Here is a 24,455-nt window from a genome sequence, read left to right as displayed (position 1 = left end):
GTTCGCGGCGGGGCGAAAAGGGGATGTCGCGCGCCGATGGATCCGCGGATGGAATTCAGGATTGGCGGCCAGCGCGTCGCCATCACCGTGCCCACGTGGGCAGCGCTGCAGGCGCGGGTGACCGAGAGGCTCGCCCAGCGTCAGGGCTTCGCGCTTGCGACGATCAACCTCGACCACCTCGTGAAGCTGCGCAGCTCGGCCAAGTTCCGTGCCGCCTACGCCGCGCAGGACCTCGTCGTCGCCGACGGCAATCCCATCGTCTGGATGTCACGCCTTGCCGGGCGTCCGGTCGAGCTGATCCCCGGCTCCGACGCGATCCTGCCGCTGGCGCGCATCGCCGCGAAGCAGGGCGTGCGCGTCGCGCTGGTCGGCAGCACGCCCATGGCCCTGTCCCGCGCGCGCAGCTATCTCGAGCGCGAGGTGCGCGACCTGAGCGTCGTCGCCATGATCGCGCCGCCGATGGGCTTCGACCCCGAGACTCCCGAGGCGCGGGCGGTGTTCGACGAGATCGTGGCCTCGGGCGCGGGGCTGTGCTTCGTCGCGCTGGGCGCGCCCAAGCAGGAAATCTTTGGCGCGGTGGGGCGCAAGCTGGCTCCCGGCGTGGGCTTCGCCGGGATCGGCGCGGGGCTGGACTTCCTTGCCGGCACGCAGCCGCGTGCGCCGGAATGGACCCGCAAGCTGGCGCTCGAATGGCTGTGGCGCGCGGTGAACAATCCGCAGCGGCTCGGGCTGCGCTACCTGCGCTGCTTCGGCATCCTGCCCGGGCAGGCGCTGCGGGCGCTGCTGCTGCGGTTCTTCACGCTCCGGCCCTAGGGCAGGATCCGGCGTGGCCTGCGGCGGCGCAGCAACAGCAGGTCCTTCAGCCTTCCCTTGAGCCCGCGCGGCGGCAGGATCTCGCGGTCCATCTCGAACACCGCGCCGGTGAGCGCGGGATCGGCGTTCACGGCAAGCGCGACGCCCCATGCCGCCGCCTGCTCGGGCGGCAGCCCGTCGGGGATGCCCATCTGCGTCTTCAGCATCCCCGGCATCCAGTCGCCGATGACGATCCCGGGGAAGCGGTCGCCGAGGTCGGCGATCAGCGCCCGGGTGAAGATGCGCGCCGCGCCCTTCGACACGGAATAGGCCGCCGAAGCGGGCAGCGGCGCGAGATCGGCAAAGGTGGCGACGTTGAGGATGCGGCCCCGGCCGGTTTCGACCATGTCCTCGAGCGCCGCCCGGCTGCAGGCGACGGTGCCGCCGAGGTTCGCCGCGACGGTCGCCATGAAGCTTTCGGCGCTCTCGTCGAGCAGGTCGCGGCGGGGATAGGTGGCGGCGTTGTTGATCAGCAGCGCGATGCGGCCGCGCTCGGCGCGGATGCGGGCAAAGGCCTGCGCCACCTCCTCCGGCAGCGCGACGTCGGCGGGGTAGGGGTGGAAGCGGTCCGGCCCGGCCATGGCGCGGGTCTCTTCCAGCGCGGCCCGGCGGCGGCCGATCCCGGCGACGGTGAAGCCGCGGCGGGCAAGCTCGATGGCCATGGCGCGGCCCAGCCCGGAGCCCGCGCCGGTCACCACGGCGATGCCGCTGTCGGGGGTGAGCTGGGTCATCTGTCCGGGTCCTCGAGCAGGGAATGCGCCACCCGCAGGGCGTTGGCGGCGATGGTCAGGCTGGGGTTCACGCCCATCGAGCTGGGCATGAACGAGGCATCCGCGACGCGCAGGTTGCGCAGCCCGTGGGCGCGGCAATCCGCGTCGAGCACCGAGGTCGCGGGATCGGTGCCGAAGCGCAGCGTGCCCGACGGATGGCCGAAGTTCAGCTCGGGACCCTGCCCGAGCAGCAGCCGGCGCTGGCCCTTCAGCGCGCCCGAGATCGCCCGGCGGAAAGCGCGGCGGCGCGCCAGCAGTTCGGGGTGCAGGGTGTAGTCGACCGAAAGGCGCTGCGGCTGCGCCGGATCGTGGGTCACGCGGTTCTCCGGGTAGGGCAGGTCCTCGAGCAGGCCGACGAAGATCTGCGCATGGCCGAGGAGGCTGGCGGCGGTGGCGGCGGCAAGGCGGGTGAGCAGGCCCCGGCCCGGCACCCGGCGCAGCGCCGAGCGCGACAGCCGCCGGTCGAGGTAGAAGGCGATCTCGCCGTAGGAAGCGCGGATGCCCATGGCCTGCACCGCGCCCATGCGGGTTTCGCCGGCGCGGTAGAGGTCGCGCAGCGCGACGGCCTTGGTCGCGCCCGCGTCGGGCGTGCCGCGCGGCGGCCAGAGGGCGAAGATCTCGTTGAGGTGGAACATCAGGTTGCGCCCGACCAGCCCGGAGCCGTTGGCCGCCCCAGCGGGCCATGCCTCGGAGGCCGAGGCGAGCAGGAGCCGCGGCGAGTTGAGCGCGCCGGCGGCCAGCACGTAGCTGCGGGCGCGCAGCACCCGGGTCTCGCCGTCGCGGCGGACCTCGATGCCCTCCACCCGGTCGCCGCTCCCGAGCAGCCGCGTCACCTCGGCGCGGTCGAGCAGCATGGCGTTGCCGGTCGCCAGCGCGGGCTCCACCCCGGCGGACCGCCCGTCCATCTTGCAGGCGCGCGGGCATTTCGTGCCGAGGCAGTTCAGGCAGTCCGGCGTGCGGTCGATGGCGGTGTGGGCGTGGTAGGGATGCAGCCCGCCCGCCTGCAGCGCGGCGAAGAGCGCGGCCTCGGTGGCGGTGAGCGGCGGCGGCGCGCGCAGCGGCGGCGCGGGCTCGGACGAGAGCGGATCGGGCGTGCCGTGCAGGCGGTAGAGCCCGGCGGCGCGGTCGTACCAGGGCCGCATGGCATCGAAGCCCACGGGCCAGCCGCCGGCGGGGTGGGGCAGGCCGGGCAGGTCGTCGAGGTCGTGCCGCTCGGGACGCTCGAGCGTCGCGGCGTAGAAGACCGACGAGCCGCCGGGCCCGGCCCCGAGCGGCGCGTAGAACGAGGTCTCGACCCCGTCCACCGTCGCGTGCAGGGGCTCGGGCCAGAGACCCCGCGCCAGCCGTGCCTCGGGGACGAAGACCTCGGAGAGCCCGTTGCGCGCGGCGCGTTGCCCGGCGGGGCCGCGTTCGACGAAGAGCACCTTCTGCCCGGCCTCGGCCAGCGCCCGGCCGAGCGTGCCGCCGCCGATGCCGGTGCCGATGACGATGGTGTCCCAGTTCGTGTCGCTCGGCGCGGTGGTCACAGGCCGGCCACCTTGGTGCCGAAGATCGGGCCAAAGAGATCGCGCAGCGCCCGGGCGGCGGTGTTGGTGATGTGGTTGTTGTCGAAATACCAGCCGGCACCGTCCCGCAGCGCGTGGCAGGTCTCGGCGTCGCAGAAGCGGGGCCAGGTGTCGATGAAGGTGATCTCGCCGGCCTCGGCCATGGCGCGCCACGGCGCCTCGGCCTCGGTCGCGCGCTGCGCCAGCGCCGCGCGGGGCACGTCGGGCGAGGTCGTCGGGGCGGGGGCCAGCGGCCAGCCCGCGTGGGCGGCCTCGCGCGCGGCGGCGCGGCTGTCATAGGCGGGGATCTCGGGGGGCTGGCGCATCACGATCACCTCGGGCAGCGCGCCGCGCAGCTCGGCCACGGTGGCGCGGGCGGCCTCGGCGACGATCTGCGCCTGCGGCACCGCCGTGGGGGTCGGCGCGTCGGCGGGCAGGACGGTGATGGTGTTGTTCGCGTCGCGCCCGATGCCGGTGCCATGGGCGTAATAGGTCCAGCGGCCGATCAGCGCGATGCGCTGCAACTCGGGCAGGGCGGGCAATGCCTGGCGGATCTGCAGGTTGGCGCGGCTGCAGGCGAGATCCTGCGCCGGGGTTGCAGCGCTCTCGGTCTTGCGGATGCCGAAGAGCGGCGGGCAGCCCGCGCGCCAGATGATCAGCCCGGGCACCCCCGCCTCCTGCGCGGCGAGCGCGAGCCCGTCCTGGAAGGCGCGCAGGTGGCTGTCGCCCCAGATCAGCACCTGCGGCGCGCCTTCGGGGCCGATCGGGCAGGTCTCGATGCCCATCAGCGGGCCGCTCGTCGGCGTGGTGCAGCGGCTCCAGTCCTGCAGGAAGTCGGCCGAGGCGGCGATGTGCGTGCGCGCGGCGGGGCCGAAGCGCCCGGCCAGACCGTCGCCGAGATAGAGCCAGCCGCCGATCGCCAGCGTCGCCGCCGAGGCGAGCGCGGTGCCGCCGTAGATCGCGGCGGAGGGCAGGCGGACGCGGCGCATCGGGGTCTCGACATAGCGCCAGGAGAGCCAGGCCAGCGCCACCGAAAGCGCCATCCAGCACAGCGCCTCGGCCGGGCCGGAATAGGTGCCGCGCAGGTAGAGCGACAGGGTGAGCACCGGCCAGTGCCAGAGGTAGAGCGAGTAGGAGATGCGCCCGAAGAACAGCGCGGCGGGATGGGCGAGGGCCCGGTTGACCGGGTTGCGCCCGGTGCCGTTGGCGATCAGCAGCACCGCGCCCAGCACCGGCGGGATGGCCAGCAGTCCGGGGAACATCGGCCCGGCGGGGATCAGCAGCGCCGAGCCCAGCACCAGCGCGAGACCTGCCCAGCTGAGCGCCGGGTGGCCGCGCCAGACGCGCCCCGTCTCGAGCCCCCAGATCGCCAGCAGCACGCCCGACAGCAGCTCCCAGGCGCGGAAGGGGAAGAGGTAGAAGGCCGCGCCGGGATGGCTGGGGGTGGCAAGGACGCTCGAGGCCAGCGAGGCGACCCAGATCGTCGCCAGCGCCATCAACAGCAGCGTGCGGTTGCGCGCGAGCACGAGGATCAGCAGCGGCAGGAAGATGTAGAACTGTTCCTCGACCGCCAGCGACCAGGTGTGCAGCAGCGGCTTTTCCGCCGCGCCGGTGTCGAAGTAGCCGGACTCGCGGAAGAAGAGCACGTTCGACAGGTAGACCGTGGCGGCGATCAGGCTCTTGCCGAAGGCGCGGAACTCGAAGGGCAGCAGTAGCGCCGCGCCGAGCGCCGAGGTGACCAGCACCATGGTGAAGAAGGCCGGGGCGAGGCGGCGGAAGCGGCGCAGGTAGAAGGCGCCGAGGCGGATGCGCCCCTCGGCCTCGTAGTCGCGCCAGAGGATGCCGCCGATCAGGAAGCCCGAGATGACGAAGAACACGTCGACGCCGGTGAAGCCGCCGCCGAGCCAGGGAAGGCCGAAATGGTAGAGCACCACGGTCAGCACCGCGATGGCCCGGAGGCCGTCGATGTCGGGGCGGTAGGGCATGGGCGCATGCGCCGGATCAGGGATGCGCACGGGAGCCTCTGGAGAACTGGACGAGATCATACATCACCGGACCCGAACACCGGACAACACGAATGCGGCTTGGCTCCCGCATGGACACGGGGGCCACTATAGGCTCCCGCGCGGAAGCGCCGCAAGAAGGACGCGGGGCCGGGGCGCGGGTCACAGCGGCGCCGGAGGGGTGCCGGGCCGTCCGGCCGCGACCCAGTCGTAGACCTGCGCCACCTGCGCGGCCTTCTGCGCCCAGGTGAAGCCGTCATGCACCCGCGCCCGCGCGGCGGCGGACATGGCGGGAAGCGGGCCCGGGTCGGCGGCAAGCGCCTCGAGCGCGGCGCGGAACCCGGCGGTGATCGCGGCGCGGTCGCCGCAGGGCAGCCGGAAGCCGGTGTCCGCGGTGACCAGCTCGCCCGGCCCGGCATAGTCGACGACCATCGGCACCACCCCCAGCGCCATGGCTTCCAGCACCACGCCGCCGCCGAATTCGCGGATCGAGGGGAAGCTCAGCAGGTGGCAGCCGCAGAGCACGTCCTGCACCGCGCGATGCTCGAGCCAGCCGTGGAAGGTGACCGCTTCCTCGATGCCGAGCCGGGCCGCCTGCGCCGCGAGTTCCGCGCGCATCGGCCCGTCGCCGATCATCTCGAGCCGCAGGCGCCCGTCGCGCAGCAGCGGTGCGGCCGCCTCGAGCAGCATGTCCGGCCCCTTGTAGGGCACCAGCCGCCCGACGAAACCGGCGCGCAGCGGGCCGGGCGCGGGCGCGGCGCGCTTGTTGAACCGCGCCGGGTCGATGGCATTTTCGGGCAGGTAGACGAGCTTTTCCCGATATCGGGAGGGAATCTCGGAGGCCGTGTGACGCGATCCGGCGAGGATCGCCTGCGCATGGCGCAGCGTGGCGCCGCGGCCGGGCAGGGCCTTGTAGGCGCCGCGCAGGTAGCTCAGCCATTCCTTCTCGCGCCGCCGCTCGGCGTCGAAGCTCTTCGGCCAGGGCACGCCGCCGTTGAGCGGCCCGAGCACGAAGGGCACGCCGGCGCGCGCGCAATGCCCGGCGAGCGGCGAGGCGATGGTCGGGCTGAGCGGGGTGATGCGGTGCACGATGTCCCAGTCTCCGGCGCGGATCGACGCGCCGAAGCGCTGCCAGACCAGCCGCTCGAAATAGGGATAGCTCAGCGCGTTGACCGCCTGCACCATGGTCCAGCCCTTGCCCTCGCCCATGCGCAGCAGCTCGGCGAGCTTCCACATCGGCCGGGCGAAGGCCTCGGAATCGATGGCGGTGAAGTCCTGCCCCTCGATCATCCCGGCGCGCAGGAAGGCGTCGCGATTGCGCACCTGCGTGACGATGTGGACGTCGGCCACCTCGCGCAGCGCCGTGGCCAGCGACCAGCCGACCAGCGGGACGCTGACCCATTCGGGGTTCGCCGCCTCGGCGATGGCAAGCACACGGTGCCGGGTCTGGCTCTGCACCAGCGGGGAGAGTGCGACGTCGCGGCTCACAGGATCGACCGCCATTCGAGCGCGCCCGGCCGCTCCCGCGCGATCCGCTTCAGCCGCGCGGCCTTCAACGCCTCGGCGTAGCCGGTGAGCGCGCCGGCGACGAGCCAGGTCAGCGGGGTGAGCGTGGCGTTCGGGACCATGTCCGAGAGGTTGATCGCCAGCAGCAGCGACAGCGGGGCGATGAAGGGCGAGACCTCGTCGCGGCCGCGCGCGGTGCTTTCGCGCCAGAGCAGCAGCAGCGGCAGCAGCAGCAGGCCGAACTCGGCAAGGAAGCCGACCCAGCCATAGACCCCGATGACGATGATCCAGCGCCCGTCGGTCACCGTCAGGATATTGCCGCTCACCGGGTCGAGGATGTGGTTCCGCCCCCAGCTGCCCCAGCCGAACACCGGCTTTTCATAGGCGCGGTCGAGCAGCGTGTTCTCGTTGTCGAAGCGGAACTCGAGCGAGTAGGCGCGCTCGGGGCTGATCGCGGCGGCCTGGGCAAGGATCGCCTCCTCGGGGACGAGATGGGTGCCCTTGAGGATCGGGTAGGTGATCGCGAGCAGGCCGATGAGGATCGCCACGCGGATCTGCGCGAGCCGCGTCAGCAGCAGCACGCAGGGGATCAGCACCACCGCGAAGATCAGCGCGCCGAGCGACTTGGCGAGGACGAGGATCGCCGTCAGCCAGAGCGCCGCCATCAGCATCAGGCCGTTGCGCTCGAGCCGCCACAGTGCCCAGGCCGAGACCGTCGCGGTCATCAGGAAGAAGGCGACCCAGAGCCCGTGGTAGAGAAAGACCACCGGCCGGTAGCCGTCGGCGCGGATCGACTGGCCGAAGAGGTGCTGGAAGTAGCCGTAGACCCAGTTGTTGAGCTGCGGCGACAGGCGCATCTCGACCAGCATCGGCAGGGTGTAGACCAGCCCGCCGACGATCAGCGCCGCCAGCAGCCGCCGCTGCGAGCCCCCCTGCGCGAGGAACTGCCGCGCCAGCAGGAAGGGCAGGACCATCAGCGCCTGCTGCAGCACCAGCGCCACGGCGTCCTTGATCGTCAGCCCGGGCAGCCCGATCTGGCCGTAGAACACCGGCTCGGTGTTGGTGACGGCGGTCATCGCGGGCGACAGGACGTAGACGACAAGCAGCGCCTTGCCGGCCAGCGACCGCGGCAGCAGACCGCCCGGCATGCCGTGGTTCCACAGGCAGTAGGCGAAGGCGGCAAGCGCCGGGATGTTGTGCTTGGTCAGCGGCGGGAACATCGGGGCGTCGAAGGCGGCCGGCGGCTCGGGCAGCAGCAGATAGCCCGCCAGCAGCGCCGCGATCAGCGCCCGGTCGGGGGCCATGCGCCGGAACAGCACGACCGTGACGATCGGCCAGAGGGCCAGCATCAGATAGGCGAGAGGGTTCGGCATACCGTGTTGCGACGCGCGTGGACCAGTGAACTCAGAACAGTGTCCGACCGGCAGCCCCCAAGCCTTCGGTACGGGAGGGACCCTAGCATGCGGCGCGGCGACTGTCGCCTGCGGACCGGCGCGAAAGCCGCCGCGTTGGCAGAATTGGCACAATCGCGCGCCCTTTGCCCGGGCGGTGCTGGTCCTGCGTATCCTGCTTTGCTTAAATCCCTGTAAAACCGCGGGATTGTTCTTTTGGGGACATGTTCCTGCCTTATTGGACACGCAGGTTTTCCGGAAGGAAGGTTGCAAGCAAGCGAGTCAAACATGGCCCGTCGCCCGCTAAGGATCGCCTATCTGAGTGATTTCTCGCCGCTCGACCGGAACCTCTATTCCGGCGGCAACGCGCGGATTCACGACGCGCTTCGGGCCCATGCGGGAGAGGTGACGATCCTGCCGATGGACTGGGGCAGCGCCGATCCGATCCGCCGCGCCATCCTCTCGCTTCCCGACGCGCTCAGCCTGCGCCTGCGCTGGCGGGCGCACATGGCGCTGGCCGCGATCGTCGCGCGGCGCGTCGAGGCGGCGCTGCGCGAGGGCTGCTACGACGTGCTTTTCGGAGCCTATGCCTTCCAGTCGCTCCTCTGCCTGCGCCTGCCCTATCCCATGACCGTCGCCTATACCTCTGACGCGACGCACAGCGTCTACCGCGAGTCCGAGATCGGCCGGGCGCACCCCGCGCTGATCCCCGGCGGGCGGCTCATGGACGACTGGGTCGAGCGCGCCGAGGCCGAGGTCTTCCGCCGCGCCGACTTGCTGCTCTGGCCGTCGCAATGGATGATGGACGAGACCGCGGCGCGCTACGGCCTGTCCGGCGGCTCGGCCCATCTGGTGCCCTGGGGGGCCAATATCGCGCCGCCGCCGCCGCCACCGCCGCGCAGCCTCTCGCGGTCGGGCAGGCTGCACCTGCTGCTCGTCGGGCGGAACTGGTGGGCCAAGGGCGGCCCGGTCGCGCAGGAGGTGATGTGCCTGCTGCGCGCGCGCGGCATCGACGCCCGGCTGACGGTCATCGGCTGCGTGCCCCCGCCCGAGGCGCAGGGGCCCTTCATCGAGGTGCACCCGCATCTCGACAAGTCGGTGCCCGAGCAGGAGGCGCTGTTCCGCGAGCTTTACGCCCGCGCGCATTTCGTCGTCATGCCCAGCTTCGAGAGCTACGGATTCGCCTTCTGCGAGGCCTCGGCGCATGGCGTTCCCTCGCTCTGCCTGCGGGTCGGCGGCGTTCCGGTGCGCGACGGGATCAACGGCTACGCGCTGCCGATCGGCAGCGGCGCCGAGGCGTTCGCCGCCCGGATCCTCGCCTGCCTCGACGCGCCGGGGCATTACGCGGCGCTGGCGCGGAGCAGCCGCGAGGAATACGAGACGCGGCTCAACTGGGACGCCTGGGGGCGTCGCGTCGGGGACCTGCTCGAGGCGCATGTGGCCGAGCGCGACGCGGCCTGCGCGCCCGCCGCGACCGCGGATCGCGCCTGCCGCGGCGCCGATCTGCGCCGGGCCGCGAGGCACTGAAACCGGCGGGCGCCGCGCCGCCGGTCGCGCGGGCGTGATCGGGAAAGAACTGGTCAGGTCGGGGCGCGTGCCCTAGCCTTCCTGCCAGGCACGGACGTGGACCCGAATGGCGCAGACGGAACGGCAGCTCGAAACCCCCGATACCCAGGTGCAGATCTCGGACGAGATCCGCAAGACGACCTGCTACATGTGCGCCTGCCGCTGCGGCATCGACGTCCACCTGAAGGACGGCACCCCGGTCTACATCGAGGGCAACCGCGACCACCCGGTGAACCGCGGCGTGCTCTGCGCCAAGGGCGCGGCGGGGCTGAAGCAGGTGACCTCTCCGGCGCGGCTGCGGGCGCCGCTGCGCCGCACCGGCCCGCGCGGCTCGGGCACCTTCGAGGAGATCAGCTGGGACGAGGCGCTCGAGACCGCGACCGCGTGGCTGACGCCGCTGCGCGGGACCGCTCCCGAGAAGCTTGCCTTCTTCACCGGGCGCGACCAGTCGCAGAGCCTGACGAGTTGGTGGGCGCAGCAGTTCGGCACGCCCAACTACGCTGCGCACGGCGGCTTCTGCTCGGTCAACATGGCGGCGGCGGGGATCTACACGCTCGGCGGCAGCTTCTGGGAGTTCGGCACTCCCGACTGGGAGCACGCCCAGCTCCTGCTGCTCTTCGGCGTGGCCGAGGACCATGACAGCAACCCGATCAAGATGGGGCTCGCGCGGCTCCGGGCGCGCGGCGCGAAGATCGTCAGCATCAACCCGGTGCGCACCGGCTACAGCGCCATCGCCGACGACTGGCTCGGCATCACGCCGGGCACCGACGGGCTGCTGGTGCTGTCGCTGGTGCACGAGCTCCTGCGCGCCGGGCGGATCGACCTCGACTTCCTCGCGCAGTTCACCAATGCCCCGGTGCTGGTCGACTGCGACCCGAGGTCCGCGGACTACGGACTCTTCCTGCGTGACGAGGAGGGCAGGCCCCTGGTGATCGACGCCGCCACGGGGCGGACCGCGCCCTGGGACGGCGAGGGGGTGATGCCGAAGCTCACCGGCCAGTTGCGCCGCGCCGGGATCACCCACCGCACGGTGATGCACATGATCGCGGCGCAGTACATGGATGCGGGCTATGCACCCGAGGCGGTGGCCGGGCGCGTCGGCCTGCCGGCGGAGCGCATCCGCTGGCTCGCCGCCGAGATCGCCCGCGCCGCCTTCGACACGCGGCTCGAGTTTGACCGCCCCTGGACCGACTTCCGCGGCCGCGAGCACGCCACCATGCCGGGCAGGCCGGTGGCGGTGCACGCGATGCGCGGCGTCTCGGCGCATTCGAACGGCTTCCAGACCTGCCGCGCGATCCACCTGCTGCAGGCGCTGCTCGGCGCGGTCGAGGCCCCGGGCAGCTTCCGCTTCAAGCCGCCCTATCCGAAACCTCCCGAGGCGCATTGCCGCCCCCACGCCCATGCTCGCCCCGGTCAGCCGCTCGAGGGTCCGCCGCTCGGCTTCCCGCTCGGGCCCGAGGATCTGGCGGTGGACTCGGAGGGCGCGCCGCTGCGGCTCGACAAGGCCTTCAGCTGGGAGGCGCCGCTGGCGGTGCACGGGATGATGCACATGGTCATCGCCAACGCTGTGGCCGGGGACCCGTACCCGATCGACACGCTGTTTCTCTACATGTCGAACATGGCGTGGAACTCGGCGATGAACACCGGCGGCACGATGGAGATGCTGACCGCCCAGGACGAGGAGGGCAATTACCTCATCCCGCGGATCATCTACTCCGACGCCTATGCCTCGGAGATGGTCGCCTATGCCGATCTGATCCTGCCCGACACCACCTACCTCGAGCGGCATGACTGCATCTCGCTGCTCGACCGGCCGATCTCCGAACCCGACGCCGCTGCCGATGCGATCCGCTGGCCGGTGGTGACGCCCGACCGCGACGTGCGCCCCTTCCAGACGGTGCTTCTGGACCTCGGCGCGCGGCTCGGCCTGCCGGGGATGTCCGAGGACGGCAGGCCGGTCTACCGCGACTACGCCGATTACATCACCAACCACGAGCGTCGGCCCGGCATCGGCCCGCTCGCCGGCTTCCGCATGGGGCCGCACGGGCTGCAGGACGGGCGCGGCACGCCGAACGAAGCCCAGCTCGACAGCTACATCGCGGCGGGTGGCACCCACGCCATCCCGGTGCCGCCGGGGGCCGCCTACTACAAGCCGTGGAACCGCGCCTACCAGGACTGGGCGGTGGCGACCGGGCTGCTGGAGGCGCCCGCGCCCCATCTCGTGCAGCTCTGGTCCGAGCCGCTGCGCCGCTTCCAGCGCGCCGCCGAGGGGCAGGGGGAGCGCCTGCCGCCCGAGCCGCTGCGGGACCGGCTCGCGGCGGTGATGACGCCGCTGCCGGTCTGGTACCCGCCGCTCTCCGACTCGCCCGGGGACGCCGAGGATTATCCGCTGCATGCGCTCACCCAGCGGCCCATGGCGATGTACCACAGCTGGGGCAGCCAGAACGCCTGGCTGCGGCAGATCCACGGCAGCGATCCGCTCTACGTTCCCGGCAGCTGGTGGCGCGAGCTGGGGCTGCAGGAGGGCGACTGGGTCCGCGTCGTCTCTGCCCATGGCGAGATCACCGCCCCCGCCGCGCGGATGGAGGCGCAGAACCCGGACGTCGTCTGGACCTGGAACGCGCTCGGCAAGCGCCGGGGTGCCTGGGGGCTTGACCCGGACGCGCCCGAGGCGACCCGGGGCGTCCTGCTCAACCACCTCATCCCCGAGCTGCTGCCGCCGCGCGAAGACGGGCACCGCCGGTCCAACTCCGACCCGATCACCGGCCAGGCCGCCTGGTTCGACCTGCGCGTCCGGCTCGAGAGGATCGCCCCGCCCCGCGAGTCCCGTCCGGGCTTCCCGCCGCTCCGCTCTCCCGTCCCGCGCCCCGCCTAGGGCCTTTTCCGGGCAGGGCCCGAACCACCCGCAAGCCGCGAGCCAGACGCCAGAATGACCGACCATCCAAGCCACGTGCAGCGCCAGCTCGGCCTCGTCATCGACCTCGACACCTGCGTCGGCTGCCAGGCCTGCGTGGTGGCCTGCAAGGGCTGGAACACCCAAAGCCAGCCGAGCCCGCTGTCGGACCAGGACGCGCAGGGGGCAGAGCCTTCGGGCACCTTCCTCAACCGCGTCCACACCTACGAGGTCCAGCCCGCAAGCGGGCCGGCGCAGGTGGTGCATTTCCCGAAATCCTGCCTGCACTGCGCCGAGGCGCCCTGCGTCACGGTCTGCCCCACCGGCGCGAGCTTCAAGCGCGCCGAGGACGGGATCGTGCTGGTCAACGAGGCCGACTGCATCGGCTGCGGCCTCTGCGCCTGGGCCTGCCCCTACGGCGCGCGCGAGCTCGACCTGGCCGAGGGCGTGATGAAGAAATGCACGCTCTGCGTCGACCGCATCTACAACCTCACGCTGCCCGAGGAGGACCGCGAGCCCGCCTGCGTCCGTACCTGCCCCGCCGGGGCGCGGCATTTCGGCGACCTTTCGGACCCGGAAAGCGCCGTGAGCCTGCTGGTGGAAGAGCGCGGCGGGGTCGATCTCATGCCCGAGCAGGGCACCCGCCCCGCCAACAAGTACCTGCCGCCCCGCCCGCGCGACGGCTGGGAGGGCGAGGTGGACGCGCTCGCCCCCTGGCTCGAGCCGGTGGCCGAAGAGCCGCGCGGGCTGCTCGGCTGGATCGACCGGACCCTGGCGAGGTTCTGAGATGCACCCGGCGCCCTCGCTCCTCTTCTTCACCACGCTCTCGGGGCTCGGCTTCGGGCTGCTGGCCTGGCTCGGCATCGACCCCTCGCCGCCGTCGCGCGCGGGCGGTCCCGCGCTGCTGGTGCTCGCCTTCGCGCTCTGCCTCGCGGGGCTCGGGGCCTCGGCCCTGCATCTCGGACGCCGCGAACGGGCGCTCAAGGCCTTCAGCCAGTGGCGCACAAGCTGGCTCTCGCGCGAGGCCTGGGCGGCGCTGGCGACGCTGCTGCTGGGCGGGGGCTACGGGCTCTCGCTGCTGCTCGGCCGCCCGGTCCTGCCGCTGGGCTGGCTCACCGCGCTCTGCGCGCTCGGCACGGTGGCCTGCACCGGGATGATCTACGCGCAGCTGCGGTCGGTGCCGCGCTGGCACCATGGCTCGACGCCGGTGCTCTTTCTTGCCTACGCGCTCTCGGGCGGGGCGCTGCTGGCGGGGCAGGAGATCGCGGCTGTGGTGCTGCTGGCGCTCACCGCGCTCTTGCAGATCTGGGTCTGGCGGGATGGCGACACCCGCTTTGCCCGCAGCGGCAGCAGCCTTGCCAGCGCCACCGGCCTTGGAGATCGCGGCACGCCCCGCGCCCTCTTCCCGCCGCATGCCGGCGGCAGCTACCTGCTGCGCGAGATGGTCTTCGTCGTGGCCCGGCGCCACGCGCGGAAGCTGCGCGTGCTGGCCCTCCTGCTGGCGACTTTGCTGCCCGGGGCGCTGCTGCTCGCGGGGCTGGCATCGGCGCTGCCCGGCCCGGTTCCGCAGCTTTTTACGTTCATTTCGCTTGGCGCGCACGTCGCGGGCGTGCTTGTTTCGCGGTGGTTGTTCTTTGCAGAGGCCGAGCATGTGGTCGGGCTCTACTACGGGAGTCGCTGAGTGTGCCGTTTCTCGCAGGGTTCGATGCGCGCTGGCCGGATGTCGGCAGCTATCTCGCGGCGCTGATCCAGGACCTCGACGAGGCGCGGCGGCTCGACCTCTTCGCCGAGCACCTGTCGCCCGAGGTGGTCTCGCATGACGGGCTGGGCGCGTTGGCCGAGCCCGAGGTGCTGGGCGCCGAGCTGGCCGCACGCGCGGCGGCGCTGACCGGTGCGCGGCTGCTGACCGAGGAGCGGATCTGGCAGGCCACGGCGCAGAACGCCTTCGTCGCGGCCGAGCGCTTCCACGTCACCGCGCGACACGACGGGGCGGGGCTCTACGGCCCGCCGACGCGCCGCAAGCTGCGCTTCACCCAGATGTCCGAGCGGTATTGCGTCGCGGGCCAGCTGCGTGAGCAATGGGTGCTGCGCGACGAGGCGGCGATCCTCGCCCAGATCGGCGTCGACGTGATGCAGGGGGCGCGCTGGCGCCTTGCCGACGCGCCCCGCGCCGGGTTCGAGCCGCGCCCCGCCGGGCCCGGCAACGGCAGCCCCTGGGGGGCGGCGCTCGCCGGGCTGCTGGCGCGGGTGATGGACGGCGAGCTGGCGGCGGTGGCGCAATACGACCCGGCGGCGGAGCTGGTCCTGCCCGGCGGGGAAACCGGCTGTGGCCCGCGCGACGCCGAGACCTTCTGGCTGGGGCTGCGCGCGGCCTTCCCCTCGGCCCGGTTCGAGATCGACCACGCGCTCGGCGCCGAAGAGCCGCTGACCGCCCCCCGCGCTTGCCTGCGCTGGTCGCTGACCGGCAACCATGATGGCCACGGTGCCTTCGGCACGCCGACCGGCGCCCCGGTGCGCATCCTCGGGATGACCCAGGCCGAGTTCGGCCCCGACGGGCTGCGCCGGGAATGGACGCTCTACGACGTGCCGGGTGTCTGGGCGCAGATCCTGCGCGCCGCGGGCGGGTAGCGGGCGGGCGCTCAGCCCTTGCGGCGCCCGAAGAAGCCGCGGATGCGCCCGCCCGCCTCGTCGAGGTTGTCGCCCATCTGGTCCAGCGCCGGGTCGATGCGGGCGCGGCGGAAGCGCCGCCAGCGCACCCAGACCGCCCAGCAGATCGCCGCCAGCAGGGTCAGCACGATGATGTTGGTCCAGGGGATGATGCGCACGTCCGGCCCGTCGACCGGGGTGATCTTCACCGCATTGGGGTAGATCGACAGGAACTCGTTGCGCCAGCCGTAATGCTTGATCGCCACCCATTGCGGCTGCGCCGAGCCCGAGCGCAGGTCGTTCGCCTCGGCCTGCAGGTTCGAGGTGTCGAACTTGAAATAGGGCGGCCAGCCCCAGGTGGTGTCCTCGTTGCGGTAGACCATCACCTTGTCGTTGGCGAGCCGCGTCTGGATGAAGAACACGTCGCGCCCGCCGGTGGCGGCGGCGCTCTTGCTGCCCGCCTGGCTCCAGAACCAGCGGTTCATCGTGCCCGGCGTCTCGCGCTTCTCGTAGGTGTCGGTGATCCGCGCGATGTCGTGCTGTGGCAGGGTGTAATGCAGGAAGCCCGCCACCAGCACCCAGAAGAGCACGATGAAGGTCCATTTCACGTAGCGCATGGGGCTCTCCTTGGGTCACATCCCGGTTCAATCCCCATGAGGTGACCCGTCGGCGCTGGAAAATCAACCACTCAGCGCAGAAAGCTCGGCGGAGCGCCGCCGCCCCGTCGGTTCTTCAAGGCCCGACGATCGTCGGGAGCGGACAGGGGCAGGCCCTCTCCGTCCCCTGCGTCCTGCCGGACCCTAGCCCACCACGTTGAACCCCGGCCCGTAGGGATAGCCGGTGATGTTCTCGGCCCCGTCCTCGGTGATGACGAGGATGTCGTGCTCGCGGTAGCCGCCGGCGCCGGGCCGGCCCTCGGGGAGGGTCAGCATCGGCTCCATCGAGACCACCATGCCGGGACGCAGCACCGTGTCCACGTCCTCGCGCAGCTCGAGCCCGGCCTCGCGGCCGTAGTAATGCGACAGCACCCCGAAGCTGTGGCCGTAGCCGAAGGTGCGGTACTGCAGCAGGTCCCGCTCGGACAGGAAGGCGTTGAGCGCATGGGTCACCTCGGCGCAGCTCGCCCCGGGTTTCAGCAGCGAGAGGCCAAGCTCGTGCGTGGCGACATTGGCCTCCCAGATGGCGAGCGAGGCGGGATCGACCTCGCCGACGAAGAGCGTGCGCTCGAGCGCGGTGTAATAGCCCGAGATCATCGGGAAGCAGTTGAGCGAGAGGATGTCGCCCCGGCGCAGGGCGCGCGACGTGACCGGGTTGTGCGCGCCGTCGGTGTTGAGCCCGGACTGGAACCACACCCAGGTGTCGCGGTACTCGGCGTCGGGGAAGCGCCGGGCGATCTCGAGCTCCATCGCGTCGCGCCCGGCCATGGCCACGTCGATCTCGCGCGCGCCCTCGCGGATCGCCTCGCGGATGGCGTAGCCGCCGATGTCGGCCACCTGCGCGCCCTGCCGGATCAGCGCGATCTCGGCGGGGGATTTCAGCATCCGCTGGCGCATCGTGGCGGGGGCGATGTCATGGCTGCGGCGGGGCCCGAGGAACGTGTCGAGGAGTGCCTTCTGCGCCAGCGTCAGGTGGTCGGCCTCGTAGCCGATCACCTTGCCGGGGCCGGTCACCCCGCGCACCGCCCGCCAGAGGTTGTTCCGCGCCCAGTCGGTATAGGTGATGCTGTCGCCATGGCAGCGCCGCCACGGCTGGCCGGCGTCGATCCCGGCGCTGATCGTGACGCTTTCGCCGGGCGTGACGACCAGCGCGTAGGGGCGGCCGAAGCTGCAGTAGAGAAAGCCCGAGTAGTAGGCGATGTTGTGCATCGAGCTCAGCACGCAGGCGTCGAGCCCCTCGGCCGCCATGGCGGCGCGCAGCCCGGCGAGCCGGGCGTCGTATTCCGCAGGCGCGAAGGGCAGGGGCACCTTCTCGCCGTTGTGGAAGCGGTAGGTTTCGGGGCGGGCGGTCAGGTGTCGGCTGGTCAGTTGGTGGTCCATACGGCCCTCCTTTGGATGCGGAGGGGGGAGGACCCGACCCTGCCGCAGAGACAAAGCAAGGTCCCGGCGTTCAGGACGGAACGTCTGCGGTGAGACGGGGCAATGCCTTGCGGCACCGGCGACGCCATCGCCTGCCCGGGGCGAAGGATGCGGCGGGCCGGGGCGTTTGGCAAGGGTGCTGTTTCACGTGGAGCGTTACGCAGGGGGAGGGCGAAGCGGCGAGGGGCCAGCCCCTCGCGCTCCCCGGGATATTTGCGACATATGGAAGAACGGACGTTCCTGCGCGCCTCAGACGCTCAGGCAGACGTATTTCATCTCGAGGTAGTCCTCGATGCCGTGGTGGCTGCCCTCGCGGCCGAGGCCGGATTGCTTGACCCCGCCGAAGGGCGCGACCTCGGTCGAGATGAGCCCGGTGTTGACCCCGACGATGCCGTATTCCAGCGCCTCGGCGACCTTGTACACGCGGCTGAGATCCTTGGCGTAGAAGTAGGAGGCGAGGCCGAAGATCGTGTCGTTGGCCATCTCGATCACCTCGTCCACCGTCTCGAAGCGGAAGAGCGGGGCGAGCGGGCCGAAGGTTTCCTCGGTGGCGAACTTCATCTCGCGCGTCGCGCCGGTGACGATGGCCGGGGCGAAGAACTGGCCGTCCATCTGCTGCGCTTCGGAGCCGAGGATGAGCGTGCCGCCCTTGGCGGTGGCGTCGGCGATGTGCTCCTGCACCTTGTCGATGGCCTTGCGGTTGATCAGCGGGCCAAGGTCGGTGCCGGGCTCGAGCCCGTCGCCGACCTTCAGTTTCGCCACCGCGGCGGCGAGTTTCTCGGCGAAGGCGTCGTAGACGCCGGACTGCACGTAGATGCGGTTGGCGCAGACGCAGGTCTGGCCGTTGTTGCGGAACTTGCAGGCGATGGCGCCCTCGACGGCGGCGTCGAGATCGGCGTCGTCGAACACGATGAAGGGGGCGTTGCCGCCGAGCTCCATCGAGCATTTCATCACCTGGTCCGCGGCCTGGCGCAGCAGGATGCGCCCGACTTCGGTCGAGCCGGTGAAGGTCAGCTTGCGCACCTTGGGGTTCTCGCAGAACTCCTTGCCCGCCTCCGAGGAGGACGAGGTCGGCACCACGTTGAAGACGCCCGCGGGGATGCCGGCGCGCTCGGCCAGCACGGCGATGGCCAGCGCCGAGAGCGGGGTTTCGGATGCCGGGCGGGCGACGAAGGCGCAGCCGGCGGCGAGCGCGGGCCCGGCCTTGCGGGTGATCATCGCGTTGGGGAAGTTCCACGGCGTGATCGAGGCGGCGACGCCGATCGGCTGCTTCATCACCGTGATGCGCTTGTCGCGGGCGTGGCCGGGGATGGTCTCGCCGTAGACGCGCTTGGCCTCCTCGCCGAAGAACTCGATGAACGACGCGCCGTAGGCGATCTCGCCCTTGGCCTCGGCCAGCGGCTTGCCCTGTTCGGCGGTCATGATCGTGCCGAGGTCGTCCTGGTTCTCCATCATCAGCTCGAACCAGCGGCGCAGCACCTTGGCGCGTTCCTTGCCGGTCCATTGCGCCCAGTCCTTCTGCGCCGCGTGGGCGGCGTCGATGGCCTTGGCGATCTGCGCGCGGCTCAGGTCCGCCACCTGCGCGATGACGTCGCCACGGGCGGGGTTGGTCACGTCGTAGGTGCCGTCCGCGCCGTCGATCCAGGCCCCGTTCACATAGGCGCGGGTCTCGAGCAGGGTCGGGTCCTTCAGCAGGGCGGGAAGGTTGGTGGTCTGGTCGAGCATGGGATCCTCCTTGGGTCGGTCGGCATTTCCTGCTGCGGCGCGCAGCACATCTGCTATGCCCGACTGTAGTACGGTTTGGGAGAAAGACGATGAACCTCAGTGACGCATATGCCAATGCGGCCCATATTCCCGGCGCGGACGCCTTCCCGCCGCGCTGGAGCGCCGATGCCGCGGCCTTCCGCGCCGGCATGGAGGCGCAGGGGCGTTTCCGCAGCCTCGCCTACGGGCCAGGCGCGCGCGAGGCGCTGGACCTGTTCCTGCCGGAGGGCGAGCCCAGGGGGCTCGTGGTCTTCGTGCACGGCGGCTACTGGCTGCGCTTCGACCGCTCGGTCTGGTCGCATTTCGCCGCCGGGGCGCTCGAGGCGGGCTGGGCGGTGGCGATGCCGTCCTACGACCTCTGCCCCGAGGTGCGCATCTCGGACATCACCCGGCAGGTGGCGGCGGCGGTGAGCGTCGCGGCGGGCGAGGTGGCGGGGCCGATCCGGCTCACCGGCCATTCGGCGGGCGGGCACCTCGTGGCCCGGATGCTGGCGCCGGGCGTGCTGCCCGCGGCGGTGGCGGCGCGGATCACCGGGGTGGTGCCGATCTCGCCGCTGTCGGACCTGCGGCCGCTGATGCTGACCGACATGAACGCCGGGCTGCGGCTAGACGAGGCCGAAGCCGGGGCGGAAAGCCCGATCTTCCAGCCCGCGCCCGCGGTGCCGGTGACGGTCTGGGTGGGCGGCGCCGAGCGTCCCGCCTTCCTCGACCAGGCGCGCTGGCTCGGCGAGGCCTGGGCCGCGTCGGGCGGCTGCGAGGTGGTGATCGACGCGGGGCTGCACCATTTCGACGTGATCGACGGGCTGGCCGAAGCGGGCAGCCCGCTCTGCCGGGCGGTGACCGGGGCCTGAGCCCCGCCCCGGGCGGAGGGCGCGCAGGGCGCCCTCACTCCGGCTTTTCGACGATCTCGAGCAGTTGCCAGACGGTCATGTGATGCACCGGCTCTATGTTCAGCTCGGGATGCGCGTCATAGGGGAACATCACCCAGAGCGGGCCGTTCTCCTCGATCGGGAAGGGCGCGCCGTTGATGCGCGTGGCGATGATCGGGTAGGTCGGCGCGAAATATTGCGCCGCCTCGCCAAGGTCGATGCGCGAATGGTAGCCGTCGTCGGCGACCAGCTCGATCACACCGCCCGAGGCGGGCCCGGGCAGACCGGCGAGCTCCAGCACGTCGCTCAGCAGCGGGCCGCTGAAGCGCTGCTCCTCCCATGTCCAGTAGGTCTCGGTGCTGAACTCGTGCTGCGGCAGCGCCTCGAGCGCGTCGCGGTCGAGAACCGCCTGCCGCCCGTCCGCCGCATGCAGCGTGAGCAGCGGCTCGGAGGCCAGCGCGGGCCCGGCGAGGAGGCCGAGCAGGGCGAGGGCGCAGCCGGCGGTGCGGAAAGGGCGAAGCGGGCGGAAATGGTCGTGCCCGGGGCGTTGAAATGCGTCTGCCAAGATGAAACTCCTTCGTGACGCAAGAAGCTTAGGAGCGCGCCGGGGACCGGGGAACGGGACGAAGCGCCGCGCCCCCCTTGCCGACTGATCAGCGGGCGCGGGTGCCCCGGCCCCGAGGAATTCCGCGGCGTCACCAAGGCGTCATGCAAGCATCACGCGCGCGTTACATTGCGGCCCCATGGCGGTGCGGACCGCAACAGGGGGACGTCCCATGATCATCCGCTCGCTGTGCCTGACCTCGGCACTGGCGCTCTGCGCCGGGGCCGCGCAGGCCGACATGACCTTCAACCGCATTGCCAGCTTTGCCACGCCCGACAACATGGGCGAGGGCGAGGACCGCGCCCGCGTGACCTCGGCCGAGATCATCTATGCCTCGGAAGACGGCAACACGCTGGTCTACACCGACAGCCCGCTGGGCGTGATCGGCCGCATCGACATCACCGACCCGCGCGCGCCGAAGCCGCTGGGCAACATCGAGATGGGCGGCGAGCCGACCTCGGTGGCCGTCTCGGGCGGCACCGCCTTCGTCGGGGTGAACACCTCGGAGAGCTTCACCAATCCCTCGGGCAAGCTCGAGATGGTGAACATGGCGTCGGGCGAGATCACCGGCGAATGCGACCTCGGCGGCCAGCCGGACAGCGTGGCGCTGGCGAAGGACGGCAGCTTCGTCGCCGTGGCGATCGAGAACGAGCGTGACGAGGACGCAGGCGATGGCCGCGTGCCGCAGATGCCCGCGGGCTATGTCGCGATCCTCGACGTGGTCGACGGCGCGGCGGATTGCGCCAGCCTCGTGAAAGCCGACGTGACCGGCCTTGCCGAGATCGCGCCCGAGGATCCCGAGCCCGAGTTCGTCGACGTCAACGGCCTTGGCGAGATCGTCCTCACGCTGCAGGAGAACAACCACATCGTCGTGCTGAACAAGGCCGGCGAGGTGCTGAGCCATTTCCCGGCCGGGACCACCGACCTGACGGAGATCGACGCCACCGACGAGCGCGGCGCGCTGATCTTCACGGAAAGCCAGCCCGGCCGCCTGCGCGAGCCCGACTCGGTGCAGTGGATCGACGACGAGACCTTCGCCATCGCCAACGAGGGCGACATGGACGGCGGCTCGCGCAGCTTCACCGTGTTCAGGAAGGACGGCACCGAGCTCTACGACAGCGGCAACAGCTTCGAGCATGCGGTCATCCAGGTCGGCCACTACCCGGACAAGCGCTCGGACGCCAAGGGCGTCGAGCCCGAGGGCATGGAAGTCGCGACCTTCGAGGGCACGCCCTACATGATCCTGCTTTCCGAGCGCGGCTCGGTCGCCGGCATCTACGACATGACCGACCCCTCCGCCCCGGTACTGAAGCAGATCCTGCCCTCGGGCATCGCGCCCGAAGGCACCGTGGCCATCCCGCAGCGCAACCTGCTGGTCACCGCCAACGAGGAAGACCTCGTCGAGGACGGCGGCGCGCGCGCCCACGTGATGATCTACGAATATGCCGAGGGCGAGGCGATGTATCCGACGCTGACTTCCGCCGGCGCGGATCAGCTGATCGGCTGGGGCGCGATCTCGGGCATGGTCGCGGGCGATGACGGCATGATCTACGCGGTCAACGACAGCTTCTACGGCTTCCAGCCGCGCATCTTCGTCATCGACCCGAGCTCGAAACCGGCAAAGATCACCCGCGCCATCGAGATCACCCGCGCGGGCATGCCGGCGCAGAAGCTCGACATCGAGGGCATCACTCTGGATGGCGAGGGCGGCTTCTGGCTCGCCTCCGAGGGCAACACCGCCAAGCTGGTGCCGCACGCGCTCTACCACGTGAGCGCCGAGGGCGAGATCGAGGACGAGATCGGCCTGCCCGCCGAGCTGCTCGCCGGCGAGACCCGCTTCGGCTTCGAGGGCGTCACCATGGTCGACGGCACGCTCTGGATGGCGGTGCAGCGCGAGTGGGGCGACGATCCGAAGGATCACGTCAAGCTCGTCGCCTACAACCCCGAGACCGAGGAATGGGGCGCGGTGCGCTACGCCAAGGCGCCGGTGGACAAGGGCTGGACCGGCCTGTCGGAGATCACCGCGCATGGCGACTTTGCCTACGTGGTCGAGCGCGACAACCAGATCGGCGCGGCGGCGGCGACCAAGAAGGTCTACCGCATCCCGCTGTCGGAGCTGGTGCCCGCGCCGCTGGGCGGCGAGCTGCCGGTGGTCGGCAAGGAAGAGGTGCGTGACCTCATCCCCGACCTGAAGGGCTGGGGCGGCTACGTGGTGGACAAGGTCGAGGGCCTCGCCATCGCGGCGGACGGCACGGCCTATGTCTCGACCGACAACGACGGCGTCGACGACAGCTCGGGCGAGACCTTCTTCTGGTCCTTCAAGCTCGACTGATCCTCGGGTCAGCTGGAAGGGGGCGCCGTGCGGGAGACCGCGCGGCGCCCCTGCCTTTTGCCGCGCCCGTGGCACGGTCAGAAAAGGGCGTATTTGGAAAGAGAAGAAGGGGCGGGCGCGGCGAGAGGGGCAGGCGGCATCCGCCCGGGGTGTTTCTTTGGCATGACACGATGGGCCCGAGCGATTACCCTTGGCGCCATTGTGCCGCTTGCCGGAGGTCTCTTTTCATGAAGTCGTTTGGACGCATCCTGCCGCTGCTCCCTGACATGGGCGCGCCGGTCGAAGCCGCCCGGCACCGGCAGGCGCGACAGGTCGGACCGGATTGCCGGTGCCGTGTGCGCAGTTCGCCGAAGGAGGCAAGACGATGAAAGCCCTACCCCTGATCCTGGCCTTGCTCTGCACCGCGCAGGCGGCCCTCGCCGAGGACCCGCTGGTGCAGCCGGTCATCGACGGCTGCATCGACAAGCTGGTCGAGAGCGGCTCTGCCTCGCGCCCCGGCGGGCAGGTGATCGACACGATGTATTCCGAGGCCGGGTCCATGGTCTTCCTGCAGGACGCGGATGGCCGCGTCTGGAAATGCTTCGGCTATCGCGACGGCAGCGTGGAGTCGCTCGAGCCCGCCACCAACGACGAGATCGACGAGGCGCGGGCGCGGGCGGCGGAGCAGGCGGCGCTGGCCCCGGAGCGCATCCAGTTCGCGCCCGGCACCAGCGGCGCCACGATCACCCGCACGCTCGAGGCGGGGGGCGCCAAGCAATACGTGCTGGGCGCGCGGGAGGGGCAGGTGCTGAACCTGCGCGTCGTGCCCGCGGGGGGCGCGATGTATTACATCCTGCGCGGCCCGGACGGGGCGATCCTGCTGGAGGGCACCGACGCCGCGACGCCCTATCGCGGCACGCTGCCGCAATCGGGCGATTTCATCGTCGAGGTGGTGAGCCACGAAAGCGCGCCGCTGACCTTCGACATGGTGATCTCGATCGAGTGACGCGCCGCCCCATGCAAGAGGGCCCCGGCGCGCCCGCCGGGGCCCCTGTCGGTTGATCGTGAAATCGGAGCCCGAGGCTCAGTTCACCGATTGCGCGTCGACCACGTCGGTCTCGATGGCGGCCGCGCCCTGCGGCTTGGCGATGGCGATCCGGCGCGGCTTCAGCGCTTCCGGGATCTCGCGGCGCAGGTCGATGTGCAGCATGCCGTTCTCATGCGTGGCGCCCTCGACCCGCACGTGGTCGGCGAGGGTGAAGCGGCGCTCGAAGGCGCGGGTGGCGATGCCGCGGTGCAGGTAGGTGCGGCCCTGGCCCTCGTCGGATTTCTTGGCCGAGACCACCAGCGCGTGTTCCTTCACCTCGACCGTCAGGTCCTCGTCGGCGAAGCCGGCCACGGCGATCGAGATGCGGTAGGCATCATCGGCGGTCTTCTCGATGTTGTAGGGGGGGTAGCTGGGCTGGGCCACGTCGCTGGCCAGCACCCGGTCCATCATGTCGGCGATCTGGTCGAAACCGACGGTGGCGCGATAGAGCGGGGCAAGATCGAAATGTCGCATGGGAATCCTCCGTTGAGCGATACCGTTGTGCTGCGCCTTTCCACGTGGAACAGGCGCGGGACTGGTCCGGAGCCCTGTCGCAGGCGCCCCGGTAACACTC

Annotated in this window: 19 protein-coding genes; 9 read left to right on the top strand and 10 right to left on the bottom strand. The window is 71.2% G+C overall.

All coding sequences use genetic code 11. The annotated features are described in order from the left end of the window. The first annotated feature begins 48 nt into the window (after positions 1 to 48). On the top strand, positions 49 to 813 hold the full coding sequence (locus PVT71_RS05020) for a WecB/TagA/CpsF family glycosyltransferase (RefSeq protein ID WP_353473408.1): 765 nt from the start codon (positions 49 to 51) through the stop codon (positions 811 to 813). Here the strand turns inward: PVT71_RS05020 and PVT71_RS05015 are convergent. From PVT71_RS05015 to PVT71_RS04995, 5 genes are all read right to left on the bottom strand, one after another. After that, on the bottom strand, positions 810 to 1,583 hold the full coding sequence (locus tag PVT71_RS05015; RefSeq protein ID WP_353473407.1) for an SDR family oxidoreductase: 774 nt from the start codon (positions 1,581 to 1,583) through the stop codon (positions 810 to 812). The two genes, PVT71_RS05020 and PVT71_RS05015, sit on opposite strands and share 4 nt — an antisense overlap. After that, a complete protein-coding gene (locus PVT71_RS05010) occupies positions 1,580 to 3,148 on the bottom strand; it encodes a GMC family oxidoreductase (protein WP_353473406.1) in 1,569 nt (522 codons plus the stop codon). Before PVT71_RS05010 ends, PVT71_RS05015 begins: the two co-directional genes overlap by 4 nt. Further along, the gene (locus PVT71_RS05005; RefSeq protein ID WP_353473836.1) at positions 3,145 to 5,151 is read right to left on the bottom strand and encodes an acyltransferase family protein; all 2,007 of its coding nucleotides are present in this window, start codon (positions 5,149 to 5,151) and stop codon (positions 3,145 to 3,147) included. Before PVT71_RS05005 ends, PVT71_RS05010 begins: the two co-directional genes overlap by 4 nt. 180 nt (positions 5,152 to 5,331) lie before the next feature. Next, the gene (locus PVT71_RS05000; RefSeq protein WP_353473405.1) at positions 5,332 to 6,672 is read right to left on the bottom strand and encodes a glycosyltransferase family 4 protein; all 1,341 of its coding nucleotides are present in this window, start codon (positions 6,670 to 6,672) and stop codon (positions 5,332 to 5,334) included. Beyond that, on the bottom strand, positions 6,654 to 8,048 hold the full coding sequence (locus PVT71_RS04995) for a hypothetical protein (RefSeq protein WP_353473404.1): 1,395 nt from the start codon (positions 8,046 to 8,048) through the stop codon (positions 6,654 to 6,656). Before PVT71_RS04995 ends, PVT71_RS05000 begins: the two co-directional genes overlap by 19 nt. 306 nt (positions 8,049 to 8,354) lie before the next feature. Here PVT71_RS04995 and PVT71_RS04990 point away from each other — a divergent pair, with 306 nt between their 5' ends. The 5 genes from PVT71_RS04990 to PVT71_RS04970 all read left to right on the top strand — a co-directional run bounded on the left by PVT71_RS04990 (position 8,355) and on the right by PVT71_RS04970 (position 15,153). After that, on the top strand, positions 8,355 to 9,593 hold the full coding sequence (locus PVT71_RS04990) for a glycosyltransferase family 4 protein (RefSeq protein ID WP_353473403.1): 1,239 nt from the start codon (positions 8,355 to 8,357) through the stop codon (positions 9,591 to 9,593). Between the two features lie 106 nt (positions 9,594 to 9,699). Next, positions 9,700 to 12,507 (top strand): molybdopterin oxidoreductase family protein, encoded by a 2,808-nt coding sequence (locus tag PVT71_RS04985; RefSeq protein ID WP_353473402.1) that lies wholly within the window; start codon positions 9,700 to 9,702, stop codon positions 12,505 to 12,507. A gap of 54 nt (positions 12,508 to 12,561) precedes the next feature. After that, positions 12,562 to 13,311, top strand: a complete 750-nt coding sequence (locus PVT71_RS04980) for a 4Fe-4S dicluster domain-containing protein (protein WP_353473401.1) — start codon at positions 12,562 to 12,564, stop codon at positions 13,309 to 13,311. A gap of 1 nt (position 13,312) precedes the next feature. Continuing rightward, positions 13,313 to 14,206 (top strand): DmsC/YnfH family molybdoenzyme membrane anchor subunit, encoded by an 894-nt coding sequence (locus PVT71_RS04975; protein ID WP_353473400.1) that lies wholly within the window; start codon positions 13,313 to 13,315, stop codon positions 14,204 to 14,206. Positions 14,207 to 14,208: 2 nt separating this feature from the next. Next, positions 14,209 to 15,153: an ester cyclase gene (locus PVT71_RS04970; RefSeq protein ID WP_353473399.1), complete on the top strand. Its 945-nt coding sequence runs from the start codon at positions 14,209 to 14,211 to the stop codon at positions 15,151 to 15,153. An 11-nt stretch (positions 15,154 to 15,164) separates the two neighbouring features. Here the strand turns inward: PVT71_RS04970 and PVT71_RS04965 are convergent, their stop codons facing one another. The 3 genes from PVT71_RS04965 to PVT71_RS04955 all read right to left on the bottom strand — a co-directional run bounded on the left by PVT71_RS04965 (position 15,165) and on the right by PVT71_RS04955 (position 18,971). Beyond that, complete coding sequence (locus tag PVT71_RS04965) at positions 15,165 to 15,788, bottom strand: DUF1523 family protein (RefSeq protein ID WP_353473398.1); 624 nt, start codon at positions 15,786 to 15,788, stop codon at positions 15,165 to 15,167. A gap of 183 nt (positions 15,789 to 15,971) precedes the next feature. Further along, positions 15,972 to 17,207: a M24 family metallopeptidase gene (locus PVT71_RS04960; protein WP_353473397.1), complete on the bottom strand. Its 1,236-nt coding sequence runs from the start codon at positions 17,205 to 17,207 to the stop codon at positions 15,972 to 15,974. A 288-nt stretch (positions 17,208 to 17,495) separates the two neighbouring features. Then, on the bottom strand, positions 17,496 to 18,971 hold the full coding sequence (locus PVT71_RS04955; protein ID WP_353473396.1) for an NAD-dependent succinate-semialdehyde dehydrogenase: 1,476 nt from the start codon (positions 18,969 to 18,971) through the stop codon (positions 17,496 to 17,498). An 89-nt stretch (positions 18,972 to 19,060) separates the two neighbouring features. Here PVT71_RS04955 and PVT71_RS04950 point away from each other — a divergent pair, with 89 nt between their 5' ends. Continuing rightward, complete coding sequence (locus PVT71_RS04950) at positions 19,061 to 19,861, top strand: alpha/beta hydrolase (protein WP_353473395.1); 801 nt, start codon at positions 19,061 to 19,063, stop codon at positions 19,859 to 19,861. Positions 19,862 to 19,895: 34 nt separating this feature from the next. Here the strand turns inward: PVT71_RS04950 and PVT71_RS04945 are convergent, their stop codons facing one another. After that, complete coding sequence (locus PVT71_RS04945; protein WP_353473393.1) at positions 19,896 to 20,444, bottom strand: hypothetical protein; 549 nt, start codon at positions 20,442 to 20,444, stop codon at positions 19,896 to 19,898. A 211-nt stretch (positions 20,445 to 20,655) separates the two neighbouring features. On the opposite strand from PVT71_RS04945, the gene PVT71_RS04940 reads away from it, so the two are divergent. Both PVT71_RS04940 and PVT71_RS04935 read left to right on the top strand, forming a co-directional pair. Further along, positions 20,656 to 22,815, top strand: a complete 2,160-nt coding sequence (locus PVT71_RS04940) for an esterase-like activity of phytase family protein (protein WP_353473391.1) — start codon at positions 20,656 to 20,658, stop codon at positions 22,813 to 22,815. A 364-nt stretch (positions 22,816 to 23,179) separates the two neighbouring features. Next, a complete protein-coding gene (locus PVT71_RS04935) occupies positions 23,180 to 23,800 on the top strand; it encodes a hypothetical protein (protein ID WP_353473390.1) in 621 nt (206 codons plus the stop codon). Between the two features lie 78 nt (positions 23,801 to 23,878). Here PVT71_RS04935 and PVT71_RS04930 read toward each other — a convergent pair whose 3' ends face one another. Beyond that, complete coding sequence (locus PVT71_RS04930) at positions 23,879 to 24,355, bottom strand: Hsp20 family protein (RefSeq protein ID WP_353473389.1); 477 nt, start codon at positions 24,353 to 24,355, stop codon at positions 23,879 to 23,881. Between the last annotated feature and the right edge of the window lie 100 nt (positions 24,356 to 24,455).

The sequence above is a fragment of the Salipiger sp. H15 genome, assembly GCF_040409955.1.
GTDB lineage: Bacteria > Pseudomonadota > Alphaproteobacteria > Rhodobacterales > Rhodobacteraceae > Salipiger.
This window is presented reverse-complemented; position numbering and strand designations above follow the sequence as displayed.

Bases quoted from the DNA above. Each gene is read 5' to 3' on its own strand.
- PVT71_RS04940 (WP_353473391.1), top strand. From the start codon at position 20,656: ATGATCATCCGCTCGCTGTGCCTGACCTCGGCACTGGCGCTCTGCGCC.
- PVT71_RS04960 (WP_353473397.1), bottom strand. From the start codon at position 17,207: ATGGACCACCAACTGACCAGCCGACACCTGACCGCCCGCCCCGAAACC.
- PVT71_RS04965 (WP_353473398.1), bottom strand. From the start codon at position 15,788: ATGCGCTACGTGAAATGGACCTTCATCGTGCTCTTCTGGGTGCTGGTG.
- PVT71_RS04930 (WP_353473389.1), bottom strand. From the start codon at position 24,355: ATGCGACATTTCGATCTTGCCCCGCTCTATCGCGCCACCGTCGGTTTC.
- PVT71_RS04975 (WP_353473400.1), top strand. From the start codon at position 13,313: ATGCACCCGGCGCCCTCGCTCCTCTTCTTCACCACGCTCTCGGGGCTC.
- PVT71_RS05015 (WP_353473407.1), bottom strand. From the start codon at position 1,583: ATGACCCAGCTCACCCCCGACAGCGGCATCGCCGTGGTGACCGGCGCG.
- PVT71_RS04950 (WP_353473395.1), top strand. From the start codon at position 19,061: ATGAACCTCAGTGACGCATATGCCAATGCGGCCCATATTCCCGGCGCG.
- PVT71_RS05020 (WP_353473408.1), top strand. From the start codon at position 49: ATGGAATTCAGGATTGGCGGCCAGCGCGTCGCCATCACCGTGCCCACG.
- PVT71_RS04955 (WP_353473396.1), bottom strand. From the start codon at position 18,971: ATGCTCGACCAGACCACCAACCTTCCCGCCCTGCTGAAGGACCCGACC.
- PVT71_RS05000 (WP_353473405.1), bottom strand. From the start codon at position 6,672: ATGGCGGTCGATCCTGTGAGCCGCGACGTCGCACTCTCCCCGCTGGTG.
- PVT71_RS04995 (WP_353473404.1), bottom strand. From the start codon at position 8,048: ATGCCGAACCCTCTCGCCTATCTGATGCTGGCCCTCTGGCCGATCGTC.
- PVT71_RS04985 (WP_353473402.1), top strand. From the start codon at position 9,700: ATGGCGCAGACGGAACGGCAGCTCGAAACCCCCGATACCCAGGTGCAG.
- PVT71_RS04980 (WP_353473401.1), top strand. From the start codon at position 12,562: ATGACCGACCATCCAAGCCACGTGCAGCGCCAGCTCGGCCTCGTCATC.
- PVT71_RS04935 (WP_353473390.1), top strand. From the start codon at position 23,180: ATGAAAGCCCTACCCCTGATCCTGGCCTTGCTCTGCACCGCGCAGGCG.
- PVT71_RS05005 (WP_353473836.1), bottom strand. From the start codon at position 5,151: ATGCCCTACCGCCCCGACATCGACGGCCTCCGGGCCATCGCGGTGCTG.
- PVT71_RS04990 (WP_353473403.1), top strand. From the start codon at position 8,355: ATGGCCCGTCGCCCGCTAAGGATCGCCTATCTGAGTGATTTCTCGCCG.